Source organism: Kitasatospora sp. NPDC058406 (assembly GCF_042722765.1).
GTDB lineage: Bacteria > Actinomycetota > Actinomycetes > Streptomycetales > Streptomycetaceae > Kitasatospora.
In genome coordinates this window covers 13541-31241 of sequence record NZ_JBHXKE010000030.1, presented here as the reverse complement: position 1 = coordinate 31241, position 17701 = coordinate 13541, and the positions used below count along the sequence as shown (strand labels likewise).

Below are 17701 nucleotides of genomic sequence, written 5' to 3'. Positions count from 1 at the left end.
ACCGACGTTGAGCGGTACCGAAGACCTCCGCGTCGCCTTCCACGACTACCGTCGCCCGCTTGCCGCCGCCGGCGTCTACACGCTCACGGCGGAGCACCACCTGACCAAGGACGGCAACCGGGTCGACGTGAACCCGGCCATCCCCGCCACCACACAGCAGTTCGAGATCCGCGCGGTCCGGTTCGTCCTCGACCCCTCGTCCGTGCACGCCCACTACCCGGCCGAGGGCGCCGCCGGCGACTTCGGCCGCACCCTGCCGCACATCACCCTGGACCGCTCCATCCTGCCCTGGGAGCGGCTGCTGAAAGCCCGCGCGGTGCCCGAACAGGCCCCGTGGCTGGCGCTGATGGTGTTCCGTGCGGGTGAACTGCCCGACGACCCGGAGGGTTTGGGCCGGACCACCACCCGCACCGTCGCCGAACTGCGCCGCCCCGGCGGCGGCATCCTCGGGCCCGACCTCAGCAACGAAGGCATCACCCCGGCCATCGAGGCAAGCCGCTGCCAGAGCATCGACGTCCCGGCCGGGCTGTTCACCGCGCTGGTGCCGCGTGAGGAGGAACTGAACTACCTCGCCCACGTCCGGGACGTCTCCACCCGACCGCAACGGCGCGACGACGGCGAGATCCTGACCGAGGGCCAGTACGCCGTCCTGGCGGCCAACCGCCTCCCCCGACAGCCCGGCACCTACACCGCGCACCTGGTCTCCCTGGAAGGCTTCAACGGCAAGCTCGACCCCGGCCAACTGGGCGCGAGCGTAAGGTCCGTGCGGCTGTGCGTGCTGCACTCCTGGACGTTCACCAGTGACCCGGCCGGCACCCGCGACGCCGCAGCCCTGCTGAGCGACCTCGTCGCACCGGCCCGCGAGGAAGGGGGGCGGGAGAACCTGGCACTTCGCCTGCGCCCCAGCACGGACACCGCGGCCCGGTCCACGCCGGACGCCGAGCGGTATGCCGAGCGCCGCCTGCACCTGGGCTACACCCCGCTGCCGTACCGGCTGCTGTCGGGGGAGACCACCTACGGCTGGTACCGCGGCCCGTTCGTCCCCGTGATCGCCGCCGAGACCCGTGACTTCGCCCGCGACACCCCGAAGAGCACGGCTGACCACGCCCTGATCTACGAGCCGGAGCACGGACTGTTCGACGTCTCCTACGCCGCCGCCTGGACACTCGGCCGCACCCTGGCGCTGAGTGACCCCGACTACAGCGAGGAGATCACCCGCGCGCGGCGCGAACTGGCCAACACCGCGGCGACGATGATGGCCCTGGCCACCGCCGGCCCGGCGCTCGCCGCCGCCGACCCCGCCGACCTGGACGGGCGGACTCTACGGGAGTTGGCCGCTCCCGGTTTCGCGTCGGGTCTCCTCGACGCGTTCACCCGCCCCCTCGCCCCGCACGACCGGGCCCCGGCATCGGCCCGCCGCACCCGCGTCACCCGGCAGAGCGCCCGCGCCGTACTCGCGACCGGACCCAAGGCCGCGGCCCTACAGGCCACCGCCGAACGACACACCCGGACCCTGCCGGCCTGGCTGGACGAACTGACGCTGCTCCGCCGGGTGCCGTTCAACTACCTGGTGCCCAACCCCGCGATGCTCCCCCCGGAGTCGATCCGGCTGTTCCGCATCGACGAGAACTGGATCGAGGCACTGCTCGCCGGAGCCCGCGACGTCGGCGTCCACACCTCGCTGGACGCACTCGTCGACACGGCGCTCACCGCCGCCGTCGACCGCCGCCGCACCCGCGTCCGCACAGCGGAAACCGGCCGGGCCGGGCTGCTGATCCGCTCCGAACTCGTCGAGGCCTGGCCGGTGTTCGACATCCTCACCACCACCGGCGGAGCGAACGTCGCCGAACTGCGCCGCGACCACCTCGCCCCCGACACGCTGCTGCTGCTCCTGGACGCCCTGCCCGACGAGATCGTCATCCGCGAGCCCGGCCAAGGCATCCACTTCGGCATCGACAGCAACGACGCCGCAGGCGACAACAGCGTCATCAACCTGCGTGAGCACCGGCCCGGGCCCGACCTCGGCCACCCGCTGCGCCGCGACTACCCCGCCGCGGGCGGCCTGCTCACCCGCCACCTGCGGCTGCCCGACGGGGGCGGTGCGCCGGACGTTCTCGCCCTGCGCGGCGACCGGGGCCTCGTCCCCGCGCTCGCCGCCGACCTCGACCCGGACCTCGACGACCTCGCACCCGGCGAATTCGCCCTGCAACTCGTCAACGCCCCCGTCGAACAACGCCTGACCCTCGATGCGACGCCCGGCCAGGAGAGCGCCCGATGACCGACACCGACCTGATCGTCCCCGTCGAGGTCCACGCGCTGCTGGCCACCCGCGACGTGGCCGCGTACGACGACTTCCGACGCTGGACCCCCAAGTACCCGTGGACGTTCTCCAAGGACCACCGCAGCAACGCCGAACCGCCCATCCAGCACTCCGAGGGCAACCCCGGCGAGGGCATCCACGTGCAGTGGCAGCTGCCCGAAGCCCTGACCACCGGAGCGATCGACCCCGCCACCGGCGTCAGCACCTTCCCGTGGGTGCCCAACCGCTGGCTCGTGGTGCGCTACGCCCAGGTGCGCGGCGAGCTGAAGGCCGCCGGGTTCCTGATCCACAGCGACTACCTGGAGAAGGCCGACGGCGGGCCCGAAGAGTCGGCCTTCACCCCGTTCGTCGACCCGGCCTCCCCCAAGGAAGCGCCGCGCCACGACTACATCGGCCGCGTCCACAAGCTGAGTGACGGTCCCTGGCGCGAGCCGCCCGCCCGCCCGCAGCTGTTTCTCACCGCGATCGGCAGCGGACTTCCCGCCTTCGCCGCCTTCGCCCCCTACCACGAGAACGTCTTCCTCTTCCACGACACCCTCGCCGACCTCAAGGCCAACGACAACTACCCGCCGCCGTGCACCGTCAGCTACTGCGTGATCGGCTGGTACAGCCGGGACGATGCCGACATCCTCACCACCGCGCGCGACATCGAGGGCCTGCTGCCCCCCGACGCCGACCCCGACAGTCCGGCCGACGTGCTGCGGGCCCTGGGCTGGGCCGCCCCCGACGACATGCCGAACACGATCACCCGGACCCGGTACGTCGGCACCGCCCTCGGCATCCCGTGGAACCGCGACGGCGGACACCACGCCTCCGACCGCCCCGAGACCCAGGACGTCAAGGTCGCGATCGGCCACAGCACCGCCGACGCCGTCGCCGCCCTCGCCGACCACCAGACCGGCGGCACCGACCTTGCCGACCAGGTCCGCGCCCTGTTCCACGGCAACCCCGACGAGCTCGACGGCCCCGACTGGCAGGTCTCCCTCGACGAGATCACCCGCCGGTCCTGGTTCAGCGGCCACGACGGCGGTGCCACCTGGCGGGTCGTCAACCGGCCGAGCGACCAGGCCGACACCCAGGCCCCACCACCCGACCGGCCGGACTGGATCACCGCCCTCAACCGCGACCAGGACGACCACGACCAGGCCAAGCACCGGCTCGCCTCCGCACAATGGCGGCTGTGGACGCTGTGGTGGCTGCGCCGCCTCCCCGAAAACCGCCGCCCCCTCGACTACACCTTCGACGAGCAAGCCTGGGACCAGCGGATCCACGAGGCCGGCACGCGGGTGACAGAACTCGAAGCGGAGGTCGAACGGCTGAGCGGGAAGGTCCCGCACGGTCTCACCCCCGAAGAGGTCCAGGCCGCGATCGACCGCTACCCCGCGGACAACAAGCTGGAGCTGGCCGACGAGCTGGAGCTGAAGCGCACGCCCCGGCAGAGCTACCACCGCCCCGCCGACCCCGTCCTCGCCCTGACCGGCTCGGGCACCTCGCAGCCGCTCGGCCGCGACGAGGACGACCCGCTGCCTTGCCGCCTGCCCTCCGCGCTGCTCACCCGGGTGAAGATCAACAATGGCTGGGTCGGCGTCCCGGCCAACCCGCAGCTGCCCGCCAACACGCCCGAAGTCCCGGGCATCATCGAGGCGGTGGTCGCCGAGTTCGCCCTGCTCGACCAGGCCGTGCGCACCCCGGCCGCCGTCGGCGCCGACACCGCGCTGCACGCCGTCGTCGCCGACCCGGCCGCCAACTCCCAAGGTCCGTGGCCCGAGTACAGCCAGGTATGGCGCCAGCCCTGGCTCCCGCTCTACCTCCAGTGGGAGATCAAACACTGCGCCACCCCGTACCAGAGCCAGGACGCCGCCCCCAACTGGGAATACGGCCTCGGTGAGGACGGCGATCCCGAACCCGACCGCTACCGCTACCGCTGGACGGGCAGGGGTGCGGCCTCTGGCGACGGTGACGGCGGACGGCGGTGGAACGCGTTCGGTGGGCGTGCCTTCGTCACGCCCTCCACCCGCTTCGTGCTGCGCGAGCAGGCCCGCAGGCTCGCCGAGCACGCCCCGCCGCAGCTCGCCCGTCAACTGCGCGCCATGCGCGAGGAACTGGAGGGCATCGACGTGCTCTCCCAGACCCTCGACGGCTTCCACGATTGGCTCATCCAGCAGGACGGCGCCGCCCAGGCCGTTACCGACCACTCGATCCTGGCCCTGGCGGGCGAGACCAACCACGTCCCCGACGGCGCGGAAGGCCACGGCACGCAACGCTTCCAGCCCGTGCGGGCCGGCCAGTTCCACTTCATCGAGCTGATCATCATCGACCGCTTCGGACGCGTGTGCTCGCTGGTGCAGCCGGTCGACACCCAACCCGTCCAGTTCCCCCTGATCCGCGCGGACAGCGTCGTACCGGACCACGACCTGTTCCCGAACCCGCCCGGCCCGCAGCGCTTCGTACAGCTACCGCCCCGGCTCGTCCAACCGGCCCGGGTACGCCTGGACGCCGTGCCACTGCGCGCCGACCAGCCACCCGCCGAGGCGGCCGAAACCGTTGACACCACACAACTCCCGGGCGCCGACGCACCCGTGGCCGGCTGGCTGCTGGTCAATCATCTCGACCGGACACTGCTGGTCTACGGCCCCGACGGAGAACCCCTCGGCGAACTGCGCGTGGTCCGCGACGTCCGGAACACCCGCACGACAGCCTGGAACACGCTCCCGCACGCTCCCTACCGCCACCCGGAGGACGACGACTTCGCCGCCGCCTACCCGCATGTCGCAGCCTTCGCCCGCGGCCTGCTCGGCCACGAGCCGGAAGCCTTCGAGGCACTGGCCAAGACGATCGACACCGCGCTCGACCACATCCTCGAACCCTCACCCGACGAGGACCGCTCCCCGGCACGGCTGATCGGCCGCCCCATCGCCCTCATCCGCACCCGCCTCAACCTGGACCTGATGGGCGAGCCGCTGACCGACCCCAGCTGGAAGCGCGCGCTCGTCCGGCCGGACGAGGACTACCCCGACCCGAGTGACTATCCCGACCACCGGAACTACCCCGACTACCGCTGGACCGTGCGCCTCGGCGACCCCGACCGGCTGTCCGACGGCCTCATCGGCTACTTCGCCGCCGACGACCACGACCAGCGCACCCGCTACCACCGCTTCCACGCCGTCGACCCGAACGGCCCGTCGAACGGCTACGTGACGGCCATCGACACCGGCGCCCACCTCACCCTTCCCGCCCGGCCCGCCGACCGCCCCGCCACCCACCACCTCACCCTGCTCGCCTGCCCGCACACCGCCGTCCACGCCACCACCGACATCCTCCCCGTCGCCGACGTCACCGTGGACGCGGACACCACCCACCGGGCCCTGGCCCGCATCCGCGCCTCCTTCCGCCTCAACCCCCTGCTCGCACCCGACCGGTTCGGCCCCCCGGTGGCGGCCGCCTCCCTCAAGGCCCGGCCCGGCCACCCCGTCTCGGCGATGACGGACGGCGACCCGACCACCTCCCACGAGAGCGGCGAACCGCCGGCGGCAGGTGACTGGGTCCGGCTCGACCTGCACACCGAACGGCGAGTGGAAGCCGTCGACATCCTCCTCGGCCGCCCGGACGGCAGCGGCACCCCCACAGCCACCGAGCTGGAAGCCTCCACCGACGGCGAGCAGTGGACCGTCCTGCGCGGCTACACCCGGGTGACCGAGATCCACCACACTCCCGAACCACCGCTCACCGCCCGCTTCCTGCGGCTGCGACACACCAGCTCCGCCGCCGAACCCTGCGCCGTCCGCGAGTTCGGCGTGCAAGCCGAACCGCCGGACAAATTCCTCGTCATGCCCCGCCCCGCAGCCTGGCACGGCGACTGGACCTGGGCCGAACCGATCCCCGTGGACGGCACCGCGACCGGCCTGCCGCTGCCCGACTGGGACGAGCACCTCATTGACAACGCCGACCAGCTCTCCCACCCCGACGCACCCCTTCCCGTCGCCCGCTCCGGCTACCTCCAACTCCAGCCGCCGGCCCCGGGACGGACCCGCACCACCCCGGCCCCCGCCCCTGCCCAGGCCCCGGAAGGAACCGCGTCGTGACCAGCCCCAACCCGGCCCTCCTCCTCCCGTACCGCCTGGAGCACACCCCGGCGACGGCCACACAGCCCGGAGAGGTGGCCCTCGACCGCGTCCGCCTCACCATCGGCGACGACCCGGACGGCCGCAGTGCCTGGCCGGTGCGGTGCGCGCGGATCTCCGTCGGCCTCCCGCTCGCCGAGCACGCATCCGTGCCGTCCGGAGAACCCGTCATCCTGCGCACCCGACTGGAACTCGACCGCGGCACCGGCCACGGCCGGCAGTGGCTGGTCGAGACCACCACCACCGACCCGGCCGTCACCACCCTCACTCTGGTCCCCGCCGAACCCGCCCGTTTCGACGGAACCTGGACCCTCACCCTCACCCTCGACATCAGCACCCCGCTCGGCACCCGGTGCCGCATCACCGAGAACACCGCGCTCGGCGACAGCAGCCCGCAGCGCCGCGCCGGCACCGCCGCCTTCACCGGCACACCCCTGCCCAACTGACCCCCTGCACAGAGGAGTTCCACAGCCGTGACCACCGCTGACCTCCCCATGCTGCTCCCGCCCGCCATGGTTCCGGAGCCCGGCACGCTGAATGTCTCGACCTTCGCGAAACCGGAGTACGCCAAACTCACCTTCACCTACGGCAAGGTGAAGTCCGGCGGCAACTGGCCCGTGCACTGCAAGTGGTTCAAGGTCCGCATCCCGACCGGCCGCCAGGCATCCGCCCTGACCAGCGAACCATCCCTGATCCGGCACGAGTTGACCGTGCCGGAGGGCAAACGGCAGTGGACCGTCGAGCGCGACACCCGGGACCCCAACCAGGTCGTCTTCACCTGCTCACCGCCGCCGGGCGAGCCCGCCGCGTTCGACGGAACCTGGAGCGTCGAGCTGGAGTTGTGGGGCATCGAGGTCAACGGCGGCGTCGGCCCGGTCGCGATCGTCTGGGAGGAGTCCACCTCGGCCGCAGGGGCAACCGGCCGATTCGAGGACCGCACCGGCCGGGGCGAGGTCAGCAAGCGCGACGACTCGTTCTACCTGCACAGCTTCCGCCCGGCCGCCGTGGCCATCGGCCGAAACACCAAGGCCACCCTCCACTGGGAAGGCACCCCCCACGCGACGTACACCATGTACTACCGCAAGCCGGACGGCACCCAGGGATCGTCCACGGCCGGCGGCGGCAGCTGGACCTCCCCGGTGGAGCTGGTCGACGACTCGAGCTTCACCCTCGAAGCGAAGATGGGGAACGAAGTTCGCTATCTCACCACCTACATCAAGGTCAACGACCCCGACATCGCCGTGACCACGGTGACTGCCGCCAGCGACAGCGTGTTCAACGGGCATGTCACCCAGGCGGCCGGCAAGGTCCTCCGCGTCGGGGAAATCCGTGGTCCCTACAGCGCCACAGCGCCCAATGAGAGGCCCCTGACCATCGCAGGCGGAGCCTTGACCGTCTCGAACAGCAGCACCGAATTCAGCAATGCCATCACCGCGAAGGCCATCAAGTCGCCCGAAAACGCTGCGCTCACTATCGAGAACATGCCAAGTGCCGTGAATATCGCCAAGAAGGTGAAAGTCACTTTCGCCGACGGCGTTCTCTCGGTCACCGGCGACGGAACCTACAGCGGCGCCATCAGTACGATCAGCATCGCGGCCAGCCAGATCAACGGACGCGGGGCCGGCGTGCTCGGCCTCAACGGCAGTGTCACGGTCAACGGTACCCTCGCTGCTACCGGTGACGTCACCGCCGGCGGCAATGTCACTCTCGACCCCGGGGCGACCGGGTATCTCTGGCTCAAGACGGGCCGCTTCGACACCGCGGCGCAGGCCACGGTGAACCTCCACGGCGGCCTCAACGCCAACGGGGGCCTGAACATGGGCGCAGGCAAGAACATCACCGTCCCCCAGGGCGGTGGCTCGCTTGTGGTGGCCGACGCGTTCGTCGCGAAGTCCCATCATCCGGGCTACACGTATCCCAAGGTGGAGGTGGGGCCGACGGGCGTTGCCACCTCCTTCACCCACAAGGGGAGGCGCGTCCTGCGAACCGGTGACCTGGTCTACCTCAAGTCTCACTGGCAGAACAGCTATCTCAAGGCCGACCCCAACGACAAGGAACAGAAGGTCACCCGGACACCGTCCCCCGACATGAGCAACGGTCGCTTCATGTGGTATTTGGACATCTCCGGATATTCGCCTGCCGCCGTGGTCGACGAGGAGGCCGAGGACGCCGAGGCCCTGGAATAGCAGGGACGTGACAAAGTCCCGGTGACCACGTGAGCCTGGCGCTGATCGCCCGGCCCTGCTATTCCAAGGCATCGGCCGATCCCGCCTCCGGCGAAACAGTTCCGTCAGGAGCCGACCCAATCTGGTGATCCGTCAGCGAGGTCATCAGCGTCCTCCTTGATCAGGGTGTCCACCGAATTCATGGCACTCCCTCCGAAGGATCGTGTGAGCCAGTGATGTGACAGGCCGGCCGAGGCTCGGACTCGGGTCTCGGCCGGCCGGGCCGCGACTGGCGGGTGGCGGCCGAGGGGGCCGTGCTGCGGAAGCTGGTCGAGGAGGCCAGCCGCGCGCAGTTCACGATCGGCGACTACGCGCTGGAGGTGGAGCCGATGCGCGAGCCGGGCGGGTCGGCGCCGGCGGAGGAGCTGTTCACGGTCAAGGACTCGCTGTTCCGCCTGGCCGAGGACATCGGCCTGAACTACTCCGCGATCAAGGACTCCCGCTGGACGTCCTCGAAGTGGCCGAAGGAGCGCCGGGCGGACGGGGTGTCGTTCACGGTCCACCGGATCCTGGCGTCGATACCGGACGAGGCCGAGCGGTTCGCGGCGGTCCTCACCCCGCCGGAGGGCAAGGCCCGGTGGACGGCGGAGGCGGCCAAGCGGCGGACCGGCCGGCAGGTCGACGCAGTCGGTGAAGGCCGCCGACACTGTCGGCCGCGACTCGCGCGGCTACGACGGCGCGAAGAAGATCAACGGCCGCAAGCGCCACCTGGTGGTCGACACCCACGGCCTGCCGCTGTTCGTCATGGTCACCCCGGCCGACATGACCGACCGTGACGCCGCGAAGGAGGTGCTGTTCCGGCTCCGTCTGATGCGCCCGGAGATCACGATCGTCTGGGCCGACTCCGGTTACGCGGCCCCCAAGCTCGGCGGCTGGGCGAAGAAGTACTTGAACCTGACCCTGAGCACGGTCGGCCGGCCGAAGGGCGCGAAGGGCTTCGTGGTGATCAAGCGGCGTCGGGTGGTGGAGGGGTCGATCGCCTGGATCGTGAACGCCCGCCGTCACGCCCGCGACTACGAACGCCTCGTCCAGCACTCCGAGTCGCTGATCACCTGGGCGGCGATCACTCTCATGAGCAGGCGCACCACCCGACGGCAGTCCCGCCGGGCCGGCCAGGCCGAGCCCCGGCCCCCGATCGGGCACTGATCCTTCTCGCGGCGGTTCGGACCAGGGAGGCCCTGACCAGCGGGAAACTGATCCGGGGTCACCTCCGACTCTCCCACGGTCCCGAGCCGCCTGTCAGGCGATTCGCGCCCGCAGCACCATGCGGCTGGCCGAAGATGTTGTTCGCCCGGCGGTGGAGTGGTCCGATCCGGACCGGGGGAAGGGGCCGTTCATGGAGATCATCAGCGGCCCCGGCCTGCACGGCCGGCCCTGGCCCGAGCTGATGCCCGACCACCGCCCGGCCCTGGTCCGCGCCGCCCTTGATCCGGTGCAGGCCGGGGATCACCGCGCGCCCCCGCCGAGTTGGGCCGGGATACGGCTGGCGCGTAGTTCTTGCAGGTCGGGGATGTGGTTGTCGAGGGTGCCGGGGCTGGCGCCGAGGAGCTCGGCGATCGAGGTGATCGAGTGCTCGTGGTTAGGGAGCCCGGTCGGTCGCGGCCGGACCTATCAAGCCAGATGAGGGCGACTTTCACACGACACCCGCCGGGGTGTTCTACATTTTCCGCACCGTCTCTTGAGGCCCTGACTCAGCCTTAAACCTGACGGGCCACCATAGGACGCCCAATTCAAAAGATGAAGATGGAGGATCAGTGAACCTTCGTGCGCGTGTTTCCGCGGTTGCCTTGGCCGTCGCGACAGCCGGCCTGGGTCTGGTTACGGCCGGCCCGGCAGCGGCTGCCACCTGCGGCGGCACAATCTCGGACTGGGAAGCCGTCGGCCTCGTCAGCGCCTTCACCGGCGACGCGAAACTGACGAGCATGGGAATGTACGGCGGGTCCGTGCAGAACGGGCTGGCCACGGTCGTCGTGACCGGCACTACCGTGACCCAGGCCACCCCGGGCCTCAAGGTGTTCACGAACACCACGTTCACACCGGGTTCATTCACGTGGAGCTACAACAACGGGTACGGGAACAGCAGCCTGCGTCTCGACAGCCCCGAGTGCAGGACCGGCTCGTCAAAGGTGTTCCGGGCCCACTACAGGTACGGCGACTTCGTCAACACCGGTACGGCGGGGACCATCGTGGAGGGCACCCTGTCCCGTCTGCTCTAGCCGCACCAGGACCACCTCCCGGCCGGCCGTATCCGCACCCGGCAGCCCGGTGTTCCCGGGCCCCGGATGGGGATGCGGTCGGCCGCTGACGCCGGGATGCTCGCCGCCGCCACCATCAAGCCCCCTCGTCCTACTCCTCGGTGGGCTCCTCGGGGGTGGCGGTTACGGGCTCGAAGCGCCATGGGATGTTCGTCGAGGTTTCGGTCTGCCCGGCCAGGAGATCGCCGTCATCGCTCAGCGGCTGCCCGTCCATGTCGAAGATGAGGACCCCGTCGTCGGTCTTTTCGATCCTCCAAACGGCGCGGCGATCGTCCTGGCAGGGCAGCACGAACACGTGGCAGCGGGCGGCCCGCGTCGCACGAGGCCGGCGCCGACGACGGCAACCTCAAACGGCTCCTGGACGAGTGCCTTCGCGAAGAGCCGGACCCGCACAACACCGTCGAGGTCGAGGCCCTGAACCCACGCGCACTGCGCGACCGGCCGGACGCTGCGATCGAGCACCAGGCGCGTGACATCCACCGGTCGAACGTCCTCGCCCGCGCCGAGCAGCACGACCGTGGCATGCTCCTCGGCGTCTGCCTGAGGTGACGCGGGGGCAACCTCCACCGGGCCGGGCCGGGCCGGGCCGGCCGTCGCCGCGCTGTCGATTTCGCTACCGGGTCGGGGAGTGCTTGCGTCTGGGGTTCAACCGGAAGTCGGGGCAGTCGCGGTTGTGACATGCACCCGGGCCCCACACGGGAACGAATACGCCGCAGGTCACGCGGCGGTGGACTGCGACCGGCACGGATTTCCTGCAGGCCGGACATACGTATGCTTCGGACTCACTCTTTCCTTTGACCATTTCTTTACGATATGCCCGTATGGGGATAGGGGGAAGTGCCCTGCCTCCTTGCCGGGGGCGCGGGCGGGGTCAGGGGTCCCGGTCCGGTGAACCGGTCGGGGGCTCAGGGTCGTCCACCGCAGGTGGTGGGCCGGGCTGCTCGGTGGCCGCGACGGCGGCTCGCTGTTCGTCGGTCTGCTCCACAGCTCCTGTCGGGGCGGGCCTTCTGAGACTGAGCACCACGGAACCCGCCAGGACGACGGCGATGACTGCCAGACTGAGCGGTGAGGGGATTTCCGGGATGTCGGAGCTGATCATCTTGTGCGACGCCTGAAGGACGAGCTTGACGCCGATGAAGGCGAGGATGACCGCCAGGCCCTTGCTCAGGTAGTGGAAGCGGTCCAGGAGGCCGGCGAGCATGAAGTAGAGGGCCCTCAGGCCGAGGATGGCGAACGCGTTGCTGGTGTAGACGATGAAGGCGTCGTCGCTGACCGCGAGGACGGCCGGAACACTGTCGACAGCGAAGATGAGGTCCGCGGCCTCGATGGCCACGACCACCGCGAGCAGCGGAGTCGCCACTCTCCTGCCGGCTTCCCTGACGAAGAACTTCGCCCCGGCGTACTCGTCCCGGACCGGGATGATCTTGCGGAGCATCCGGACGGCGAAGCTGTCGCCCGGGTCGAAACTCTCCTCCTCGTCCTTGAGGAGTTTGTAGGCGCTGTAGAAGAGCACCGCCGCGAAGACGAACAGCACCGCGGTGAAACGGCTGACCACGGCGACGCCGAGGGCGAGGAAGATCCCGCGGAAGACGAGTGCGCCGATGACGCCGAAGAACAGCACGCGGTGTTGGTAGGCGCGGGGCACTTTGAAGTACGCGAAGATCACGGCGAAGACGAACAGGTTGTCGACCGACAGGCTCTTCTCCAGCAGCCAGGCCGTCGTGTACTCGGTGCCGGCGGTGGTGCCGAGGACGAGGAAGACGACCACGCCGAAGATCAGGGCGAGGCCTACCCAGAAGCAGCTCCAGGCGGCTGCCTCCTTGAAGTGGATGACGTGTTCGGTGCGGTGGGACAGCAGGTCCACCGCCAGCGACACGACCACCGTCGCGGCGAACGCCCCCCACAGCCAGAGCGGGACCTCAAGCACGCCGAACACCTCGCTATGGCCCGCGCGAGATACGCCGGCCTCTATACAGGAGTGTCCGGCATCGCGTCCTCGGGAGCACGCGGAGCAGGCTCCCGCTCCGAGGCCGTGATCCACGTCGCGACGATCGACCTCATGACCCGTCGGTGCCCTGAGATACCAACCCGACCTAGCGCGGAACATGAAACCCCGGAGCCAGGGGTGAACGCCCATTAACTCCCGCAGGATGGGGATTCAGGGCAGAGGTGTTCCGCCGGTGGCGTTGACGATCTCACCGGTGATGAAAGACGTCCTGAGGCGTCCACACCGGTCCGGGGGCGTCGGCGTTGACGCGGATGCCTTCGGCGCGAGTTGTGCAGCGAGGCCCTGGGCGAACGCGACGATCGCGGAGACCACTGCCTTCCCGGTCCACAAAGCTCGACCTGCCCGGCCGTCACCCGATCGGGGCCCTTCTGAAGAGGCTCAGTCACTCCCCGGGATGCCCAGCGCGGTCACGGTCGCGAGCGTATGCGGCCGGAGTCTGACCGTACCGGCGCTTGAAGGCCCGGATGAAGTGGCTACTGTCAGCGAACTGCCAGCGAGCGGCGACCTCTGCCACGCTGGGCCGCCCGACCCGGGCGCTCAGGGCGGACCGTGCCTGTTCGAGCCGGCGCCCGCGGATATACCCGGCGACCGTCTCCGCCCTACCGACAGCGGTCCCGCCCCTGATGCCCGAACGGTCCGCTGCAGCGGTCGCGAATGCCCGATGCAGGGTGCGTACGGAGATGTTGAGAGCACGGGCCAGCGCCGCCGGGGAGAGGTCGGGATCGGTCAATCGGCGATCGATGATGTCCTTCACCGCGCGCACCAGGAGGGACGTCAGCCGCGGCTTGGAGTCGTCGGGTTGCCCGGTCACCACTCCGCCGCCCAACTCGATCAGCGTGTCGCGACCGGCATGCGACCCGGACGGAGCCAGATCGGTGAGCGTCTCGTCGGTCATCCGGACGTGGGTGAGGGGCATCCGCATCTCCGGGGTGTCGGCCGACCCGGTGATCAGCCGGTGGCCCCTGAGCCGACCGACCGGCGAGGCCGGCAGGACGAGCTCGCTTGCTGCGGTGTCGCGCACGGCCTCGTGGATGGGAGCGCCGCCGCGGTGCACCAGGAACGTCCCCGCTGAGATGTTCAACCGGCCGCCGCCGCGCTGGACCAACCACCAGGCGTTGCGCCGCACCACATGCATCATCACCCGGTTCTCCTCGCAAAAGGGCACACCGCGTAAGGTCCCCGGGGGTGACGTCCGGAGCACATCGGCGATGACCGCGCCGAGCACCGTGACGGCGCGAGTGCTGATTTCAAATTCCCCGCTATGGTCCGGAACGAATGCAGGAGCCGGATATGCCGCACCCGTCTGCTCCACCCATTCGCGCCGAAAGATGTCACATCCATCCTCCGGAATCTTCGGGGCGGTGATGTGAATAGCGAAATCCACTGCGTGTTCGAGCTTGTCGGTCGCGGTCATGAATCCTTGCTCTCCTCGGATCTCGTAGCAGGATCTTGGGTGCTGCGCTAATCCATGAAATTGTGGAGTTCTTCGCCACGGCCTTGGCCTTCTGATGGGCCTCGGCTTTCGCTTTGCTGACGAACAGTTCGAACCTTACTGGCGGCAGGTGCCCGGCGGAGCTGTTCGTTGTGACGGCGCCAATGTGACCGTGTGTCAGCTCGGGAGTCGCTTCAGAGTCCGCCGCCGGCGTCGGACGGGGCGTTTTGCGTCAGGTGCTCCGGGCCGACTCGCAGATGGGGCGAAATTGCCAACTTTATGGTCCTGTCATAGGGGATCACGGATTTCCTGACCATTGAACCTCCTCTGATTGCTGGGCGGTCATGCGCAGCATCTCATTGGCTGCGGAGGCGGACTCCATGATTCGGGGGAGTGGGTGACGGCCGTGTTCCCGACGGGCGCAGTAATCACTGTCGCGAAGGCCTCGTCGGCCGTGCTTCTATGCATCCCATCCTGCAAAGGGTCATAGTGCTGCCGCAATGGCTGCTTCAGCATGGATTCATTGACGGAAACGGAATGATGCCCATGCTCAGTGCCTGTCCGGGAGGTGCCTGGATGCCGAGCAATGCTCAAGACCGGTGGATCGGGCTCGGGAGGCGTACCTTCCCGAGTGATCGATTGATGGTCGTCGAGTAGGCCGACGTTGCACCGTCGGCCGGGAAGGCATGCCCGTGCTCACGGTGGTCAACGCCGACGGCACCACGCCAAACGGCTTCCTGATCGACGAGATCGTCCGGGAAGGCGCGCGGCGGATGCCGGTCGCCGCGCTGGAGGCCGAGGTCAACGCCCACACAGCCGAGTCGGCCGGTCAGCGGGACGAGCAGGGGCGCAGCACGGTGGTTCGCAACGGGCACCACCAGCCGCGGAAGGTCACCACATCCGCCGGCGCGGTCAAGGTCAGGGCCCCACGCGTCAACGACCGCCGCGTCGACGAAGTCACTGGGGGCGCAGGCGGTTCTCCTCGGCGATCCTGCCGCCCTGGTGTCGCAAGTCATCGAAGATCAGCGAGGTGCTGCCGCCGCTCTACCTGCACGGCCTGTCCTCGGGTGGCTTCGTGCCCGTACTGGAGGAGCAGTTCCCCGGAGCAGTTCCCCGCCGGCCTGTCCCCGGCCACCGTCACCCGGCTCACGCAGCTGTGGCAGGCCGACCACGTCGCCTTCAGCGAGCGCGACCTGTCCACCGCCGACTACGTCTACGTGTGGGCCGACGGCATCCACCTGCGCATCCGCCTCGACCAGACCAAGGCGTCCGTCCTGGTGCTGAGGGGCGCGCGGGCCGACGGCACCAAGGAACTGATCGCTTCCTGGGCCTGCCTGCTGCGGGACTGCGCCCGCCGGGGCATGCGCGCCCCCGTCCTCGCCGTCGGTGACGGCGCGCTGGGCTTCTGGAACGCGCTCAGCGAGGTCTTCCCCGAAACCCAGCAGCTGTGATGGCGGTGCGGTTCAGTCCCCCACCCGGCCGGTGTCGTACGCCCACATCGCGATCTCGACCCTGTTCCGGGCGCCGATTTTGGTCAGCAGGCTGGCGACGTGGGTCTTGGCGGTCGTCAAGCCGATGAATAGCTCGGCGGCGATCTCGGCGTTCGTGCGGCCACGGGCGACCAGCGTCAGCACCTCCTCCTCGCGTTCGGTGAGCGGCTCGATCGGTTGGGACCGTCGGCTCGACGGTTCCCCGGCGGCGAGGGTGGCCAGCAGCCGCCGGGTGATGTTCGGCGCGATCAGGGCATCGCCGGCGGCGGCGGCATGGACGGCCTGGACGAGCAGCGCCGGCCCGGCGTCCTTGAGCAGAAAGCCTCGGGCGCCGGCCCGGAGCGCGCCGTGGACGTACTCGTCGAGGTCGAATGTCGTGATCACCACTACCGCGATCGGGTCCGGGACGCCCCGCCCTGCGAGGAGCGCGGTCACCTCGATGCCGTTGAGCCCGGGCATCTGGATGTCGACCAGGCACACGTCGGGGCGGAGCCGATGCGCCAGCTCGACGGCGGTGTGGCCGTCGGCGGCCTGGCCGACGACCTCGATGTCGGGCTGCGCGTCAAGGATCATCGACAGGCCGGTGCGCACGAGATCCTGGTCGTCGGCCACCAGTACGCGCACCGTCATCGGCGTGCCTTCGTCGGCAGTTCGGCGTCGACCGTCCACCCGCCCTCGGGAGCAGGCCCAGCACGCAGCGTGCCGCCGAGCAACTGTACGCGCTCGGTCATCCCCAGCAGCCCGAAGCCGTGCTTCACCGACCGTGCCGGGTCGATCTGTCCGTCGTCGGTCACGCGTAGTCGCAGCCTTCCCGCGCCCCCGACGACCCGGATCTCCACACGCGAGGCGTTGCGGGCGTGCCGCAGGGCGTTGGTCAGCGACTCTTGCGCCAGCCGGTAGACCGCCGCGTCGACCTGGGGCGGAAGTTCGTCCAGGTCGTCTGGCAACTCTACGTCGACGACCGGGACCGGGGCGCGTCGGGCGAGGGACACCAGGTCGGCAACGCCGGGCTGGGGGGCGTACTCCGCCGGGGCTCCGTCGCGCAGCACCCGGACCATCGCCCGCATCTCCGCGAGCGTCCGCGACGCTTCCCCTTCGATGACCACCAGTGCCTCGAGCGCCGCTTCAGGTCGCTGCCCGGCCATCGCCCGGCCCGCCTGCGCCTGCACAGCGATCGCCGAGACGTGGTGGGCGACCATGTCGTGCAGCTCGCGCGCGAGGCCGACCCGCTCCTCGCTGCGGCTCTGGTCCAACGCCCGGCGCCAGCTCTCGGCGCGGTAGCGGAACGCCGCTCCGTCCGCCGCCGCCGCCAGGATGGCGAACCCGCCGATGACGTCGGCCGGCCCGGTGTAGTCGGCGACCGTGCCGATTCCCGCGGCGACCGCCACCACCGCCAGGCCGATCACGATCTCGCGCCCCGAGCCCCAGCGGACCAGCGCGTAGACGAGCACCAGGATGTAGATCATCGTGTCGAGGCCCACGCTCGGGGCCCCGCCCAGCAGGCTCGCCAGTCCCAACGCCATCACGGTGCCGAAGGCCACCACGACACAGGCCAACGGGTGGGTGCGCCGCCACAGGAGCACCGGCGCAAGTCCGACCGCCACGACCGTCGCGAACGGCCGCCAGGCGACGTCGTCCCGGAGGACTCCCTCGAGCAGCGCCGTCACCATCAGCACCCCGACCAGCACCCAGTCGCGCGACACCCGTTCGGGAGCATCCGTGGCGCGGGGCTCGGCCCACAGCGAGCTCAGGGTGTTGGTGGTCACACACCCAGTGTAGGGACCGCCGAGGCGTCGGGGACCGACCGAAAGAACGAGACGCCGCTCCTCCCAACAGCCGAGGCGGGTCCG

11 protein-coding genes and 3 pseudogenes are annotated in these 17701 nt (G+C 70.0%); 8 read left to right on the top strand and 6 right to left on the bottom strand.

The features are described 5' to 3' along the window. The first annotated feature begins 7 nt into the window (after positions 1-7). The 7 genes and pseudogenes from ACFWOG_RS08935 (at position 8) to ACFWOG_RS08905 (ending at position 10882) form a co-directional block, all read left to right on the top strand. Positions 8-2278 (top strand): hypothetical protein, encoded by a 2271-nt coding sequence (locus ACFWOG_RS08935; protein ID WP_380356228.1) that lies wholly within the window; start codon positions 8-10, stop codon positions 2276-2278. Continuing rightward, positions 2275-6402, top strand: a complete 4128-nt coding sequence (locus ACFWOG_RS08930) for a discoidin domain-containing protein (protein WP_380356225.1) — start codon at positions 2275-2277, stop codon at positions 6400-6402. Before ACFWOG_RS08935 ends, ACFWOG_RS08930 begins: the two co-directional genes overlap by 4 nt. Continuing rightward, the gene (locus ACFWOG_RS08925; RefSeq protein ID WP_329883897.1) at positions 6399-6887 is read left to right on the top strand and encodes a hypothetical protein; all 489 of its coding nucleotides are present in this window, start codon (positions 6399-6401) and stop codon (positions 6885-6887) included. Before ACFWOG_RS08930 ends, ACFWOG_RS08925 begins: the two co-directional genes overlap by 4 nt. A gap of 27 nt (positions 6888-6914) precedes the next feature. Next, positions 6915-8627: a hypothetical protein gene (locus ACFWOG_RS08920; protein ID WP_380356222.1), complete on the top strand. Its 1713-nt coding sequence runs from the start codon at positions 6915-6917 to the stop codon at positions 8625-8627. 368 nt (positions 8628-8995) lie between these two features. Next, a pseudogene (locus tag ACFWOG_RS08915) lies at positions 8996-9232 on the top strand (DUF6192 family protein); the annotation flags it as partial. Positions 9233-9296: 64 nt separating this feature from the next. Beyond that, positions 9297-9812: a transposase gene (locus ACFWOG_RS08910; protein ID WP_380356219.1), complete on the top strand. Its 516-nt coding sequence runs from the start codon at positions 9297-9299 to the stop codon at positions 9810-9812. Between the two features lie 608 nt (positions 9813-10420). Further along, complete coding sequence (locus ACFWOG_RS08905; RefSeq protein WP_329883894.1) at positions 10421-10882, top strand: hypothetical protein; 462 nt, start codon at positions 10421-10423, stop codon at positions 10880-10882. 130 nt (positions 10883-11012) lie between these two features. Here the strand turns inward: ACFWOG_RS08905 and ACFWOG_RS08900 are convergent, their stop codons facing one another. The 4 genes and pseudogenes from ACFWOG_RS08900 to ACFWOG_RS08885 form a co-directional block, all read right to left on the bottom strand. Next, entirely contained in the window at positions 11013-11216 is a 204-nt protein-coding gene (locus ACFWOG_RS08900) for a hypothetical protein (RefSeq protein WP_380356216.1), read from the bottom strand. 576 nt (positions 11217-11792) lie between these two features. Next, positions 11793-12848: a TerC family protein gene (locus ACFWOG_RS08895; RefSeq protein WP_380356213.1), complete on the bottom strand. Its 1056-nt coding sequence runs from the start codon at positions 12846-12848 to the stop codon at positions 11793-11795. 231 nt (positions 12849-13079) lie between these two features. Then, positions 13080-13232, bottom strand: a pseudogene (locus tag ACFWOG_RS08890) (NAD(P)-dependent dehydrogenase); the annotation flags it as partial. A gap of 79 nt (positions 13233-13311) precedes the next feature. After that, positions 13312-14343 (bottom strand): helix-turn-helix domain-containing protein, encoded by a 1032-nt coding sequence (locus ACFWOG_RS08885; protein WP_380356211.1) that lies wholly within the window; start codon positions 14341-14343, stop codon positions 13312-13314. A 710-nt stretch (positions 14344-15053) separates the two neighbouring features. Here ACFWOG_RS08885 and ACFWOG_RS08880 point away from each other — a divergent pair. Next, a pseudogene (locus ACFWOG_RS08880) lies at positions 15054-15806 on the top strand (transposase); the annotation flags it as partial. Positions 15807-15824: 18 nt separating this feature from the next. On the opposite strand, the gene ACFWOG_RS08875 reads toward ACFWOG_RS08880, so the two are convergent. After that, entirely contained in the window at positions 15825-16481 is a 657-nt protein-coding gene (locus ACFWOG_RS08875; protein ID WP_380356208.1) for a response regulator, read from the bottom strand. Continuing rightward, positions 16478-17617: a sensor histidine kinase gene (locus ACFWOG_RS08870; protein WP_380356205.1), complete on the bottom strand. Its 1140-nt coding sequence runs from the start codon at positions 17615-17617 to the stop codon at positions 16478-16480. Before ACFWOG_RS08870 ends, ACFWOG_RS08875 begins: the two co-directional genes overlap by 4 nt. Positions 17618-17701 lie beyond the last annotated feature (84 nt).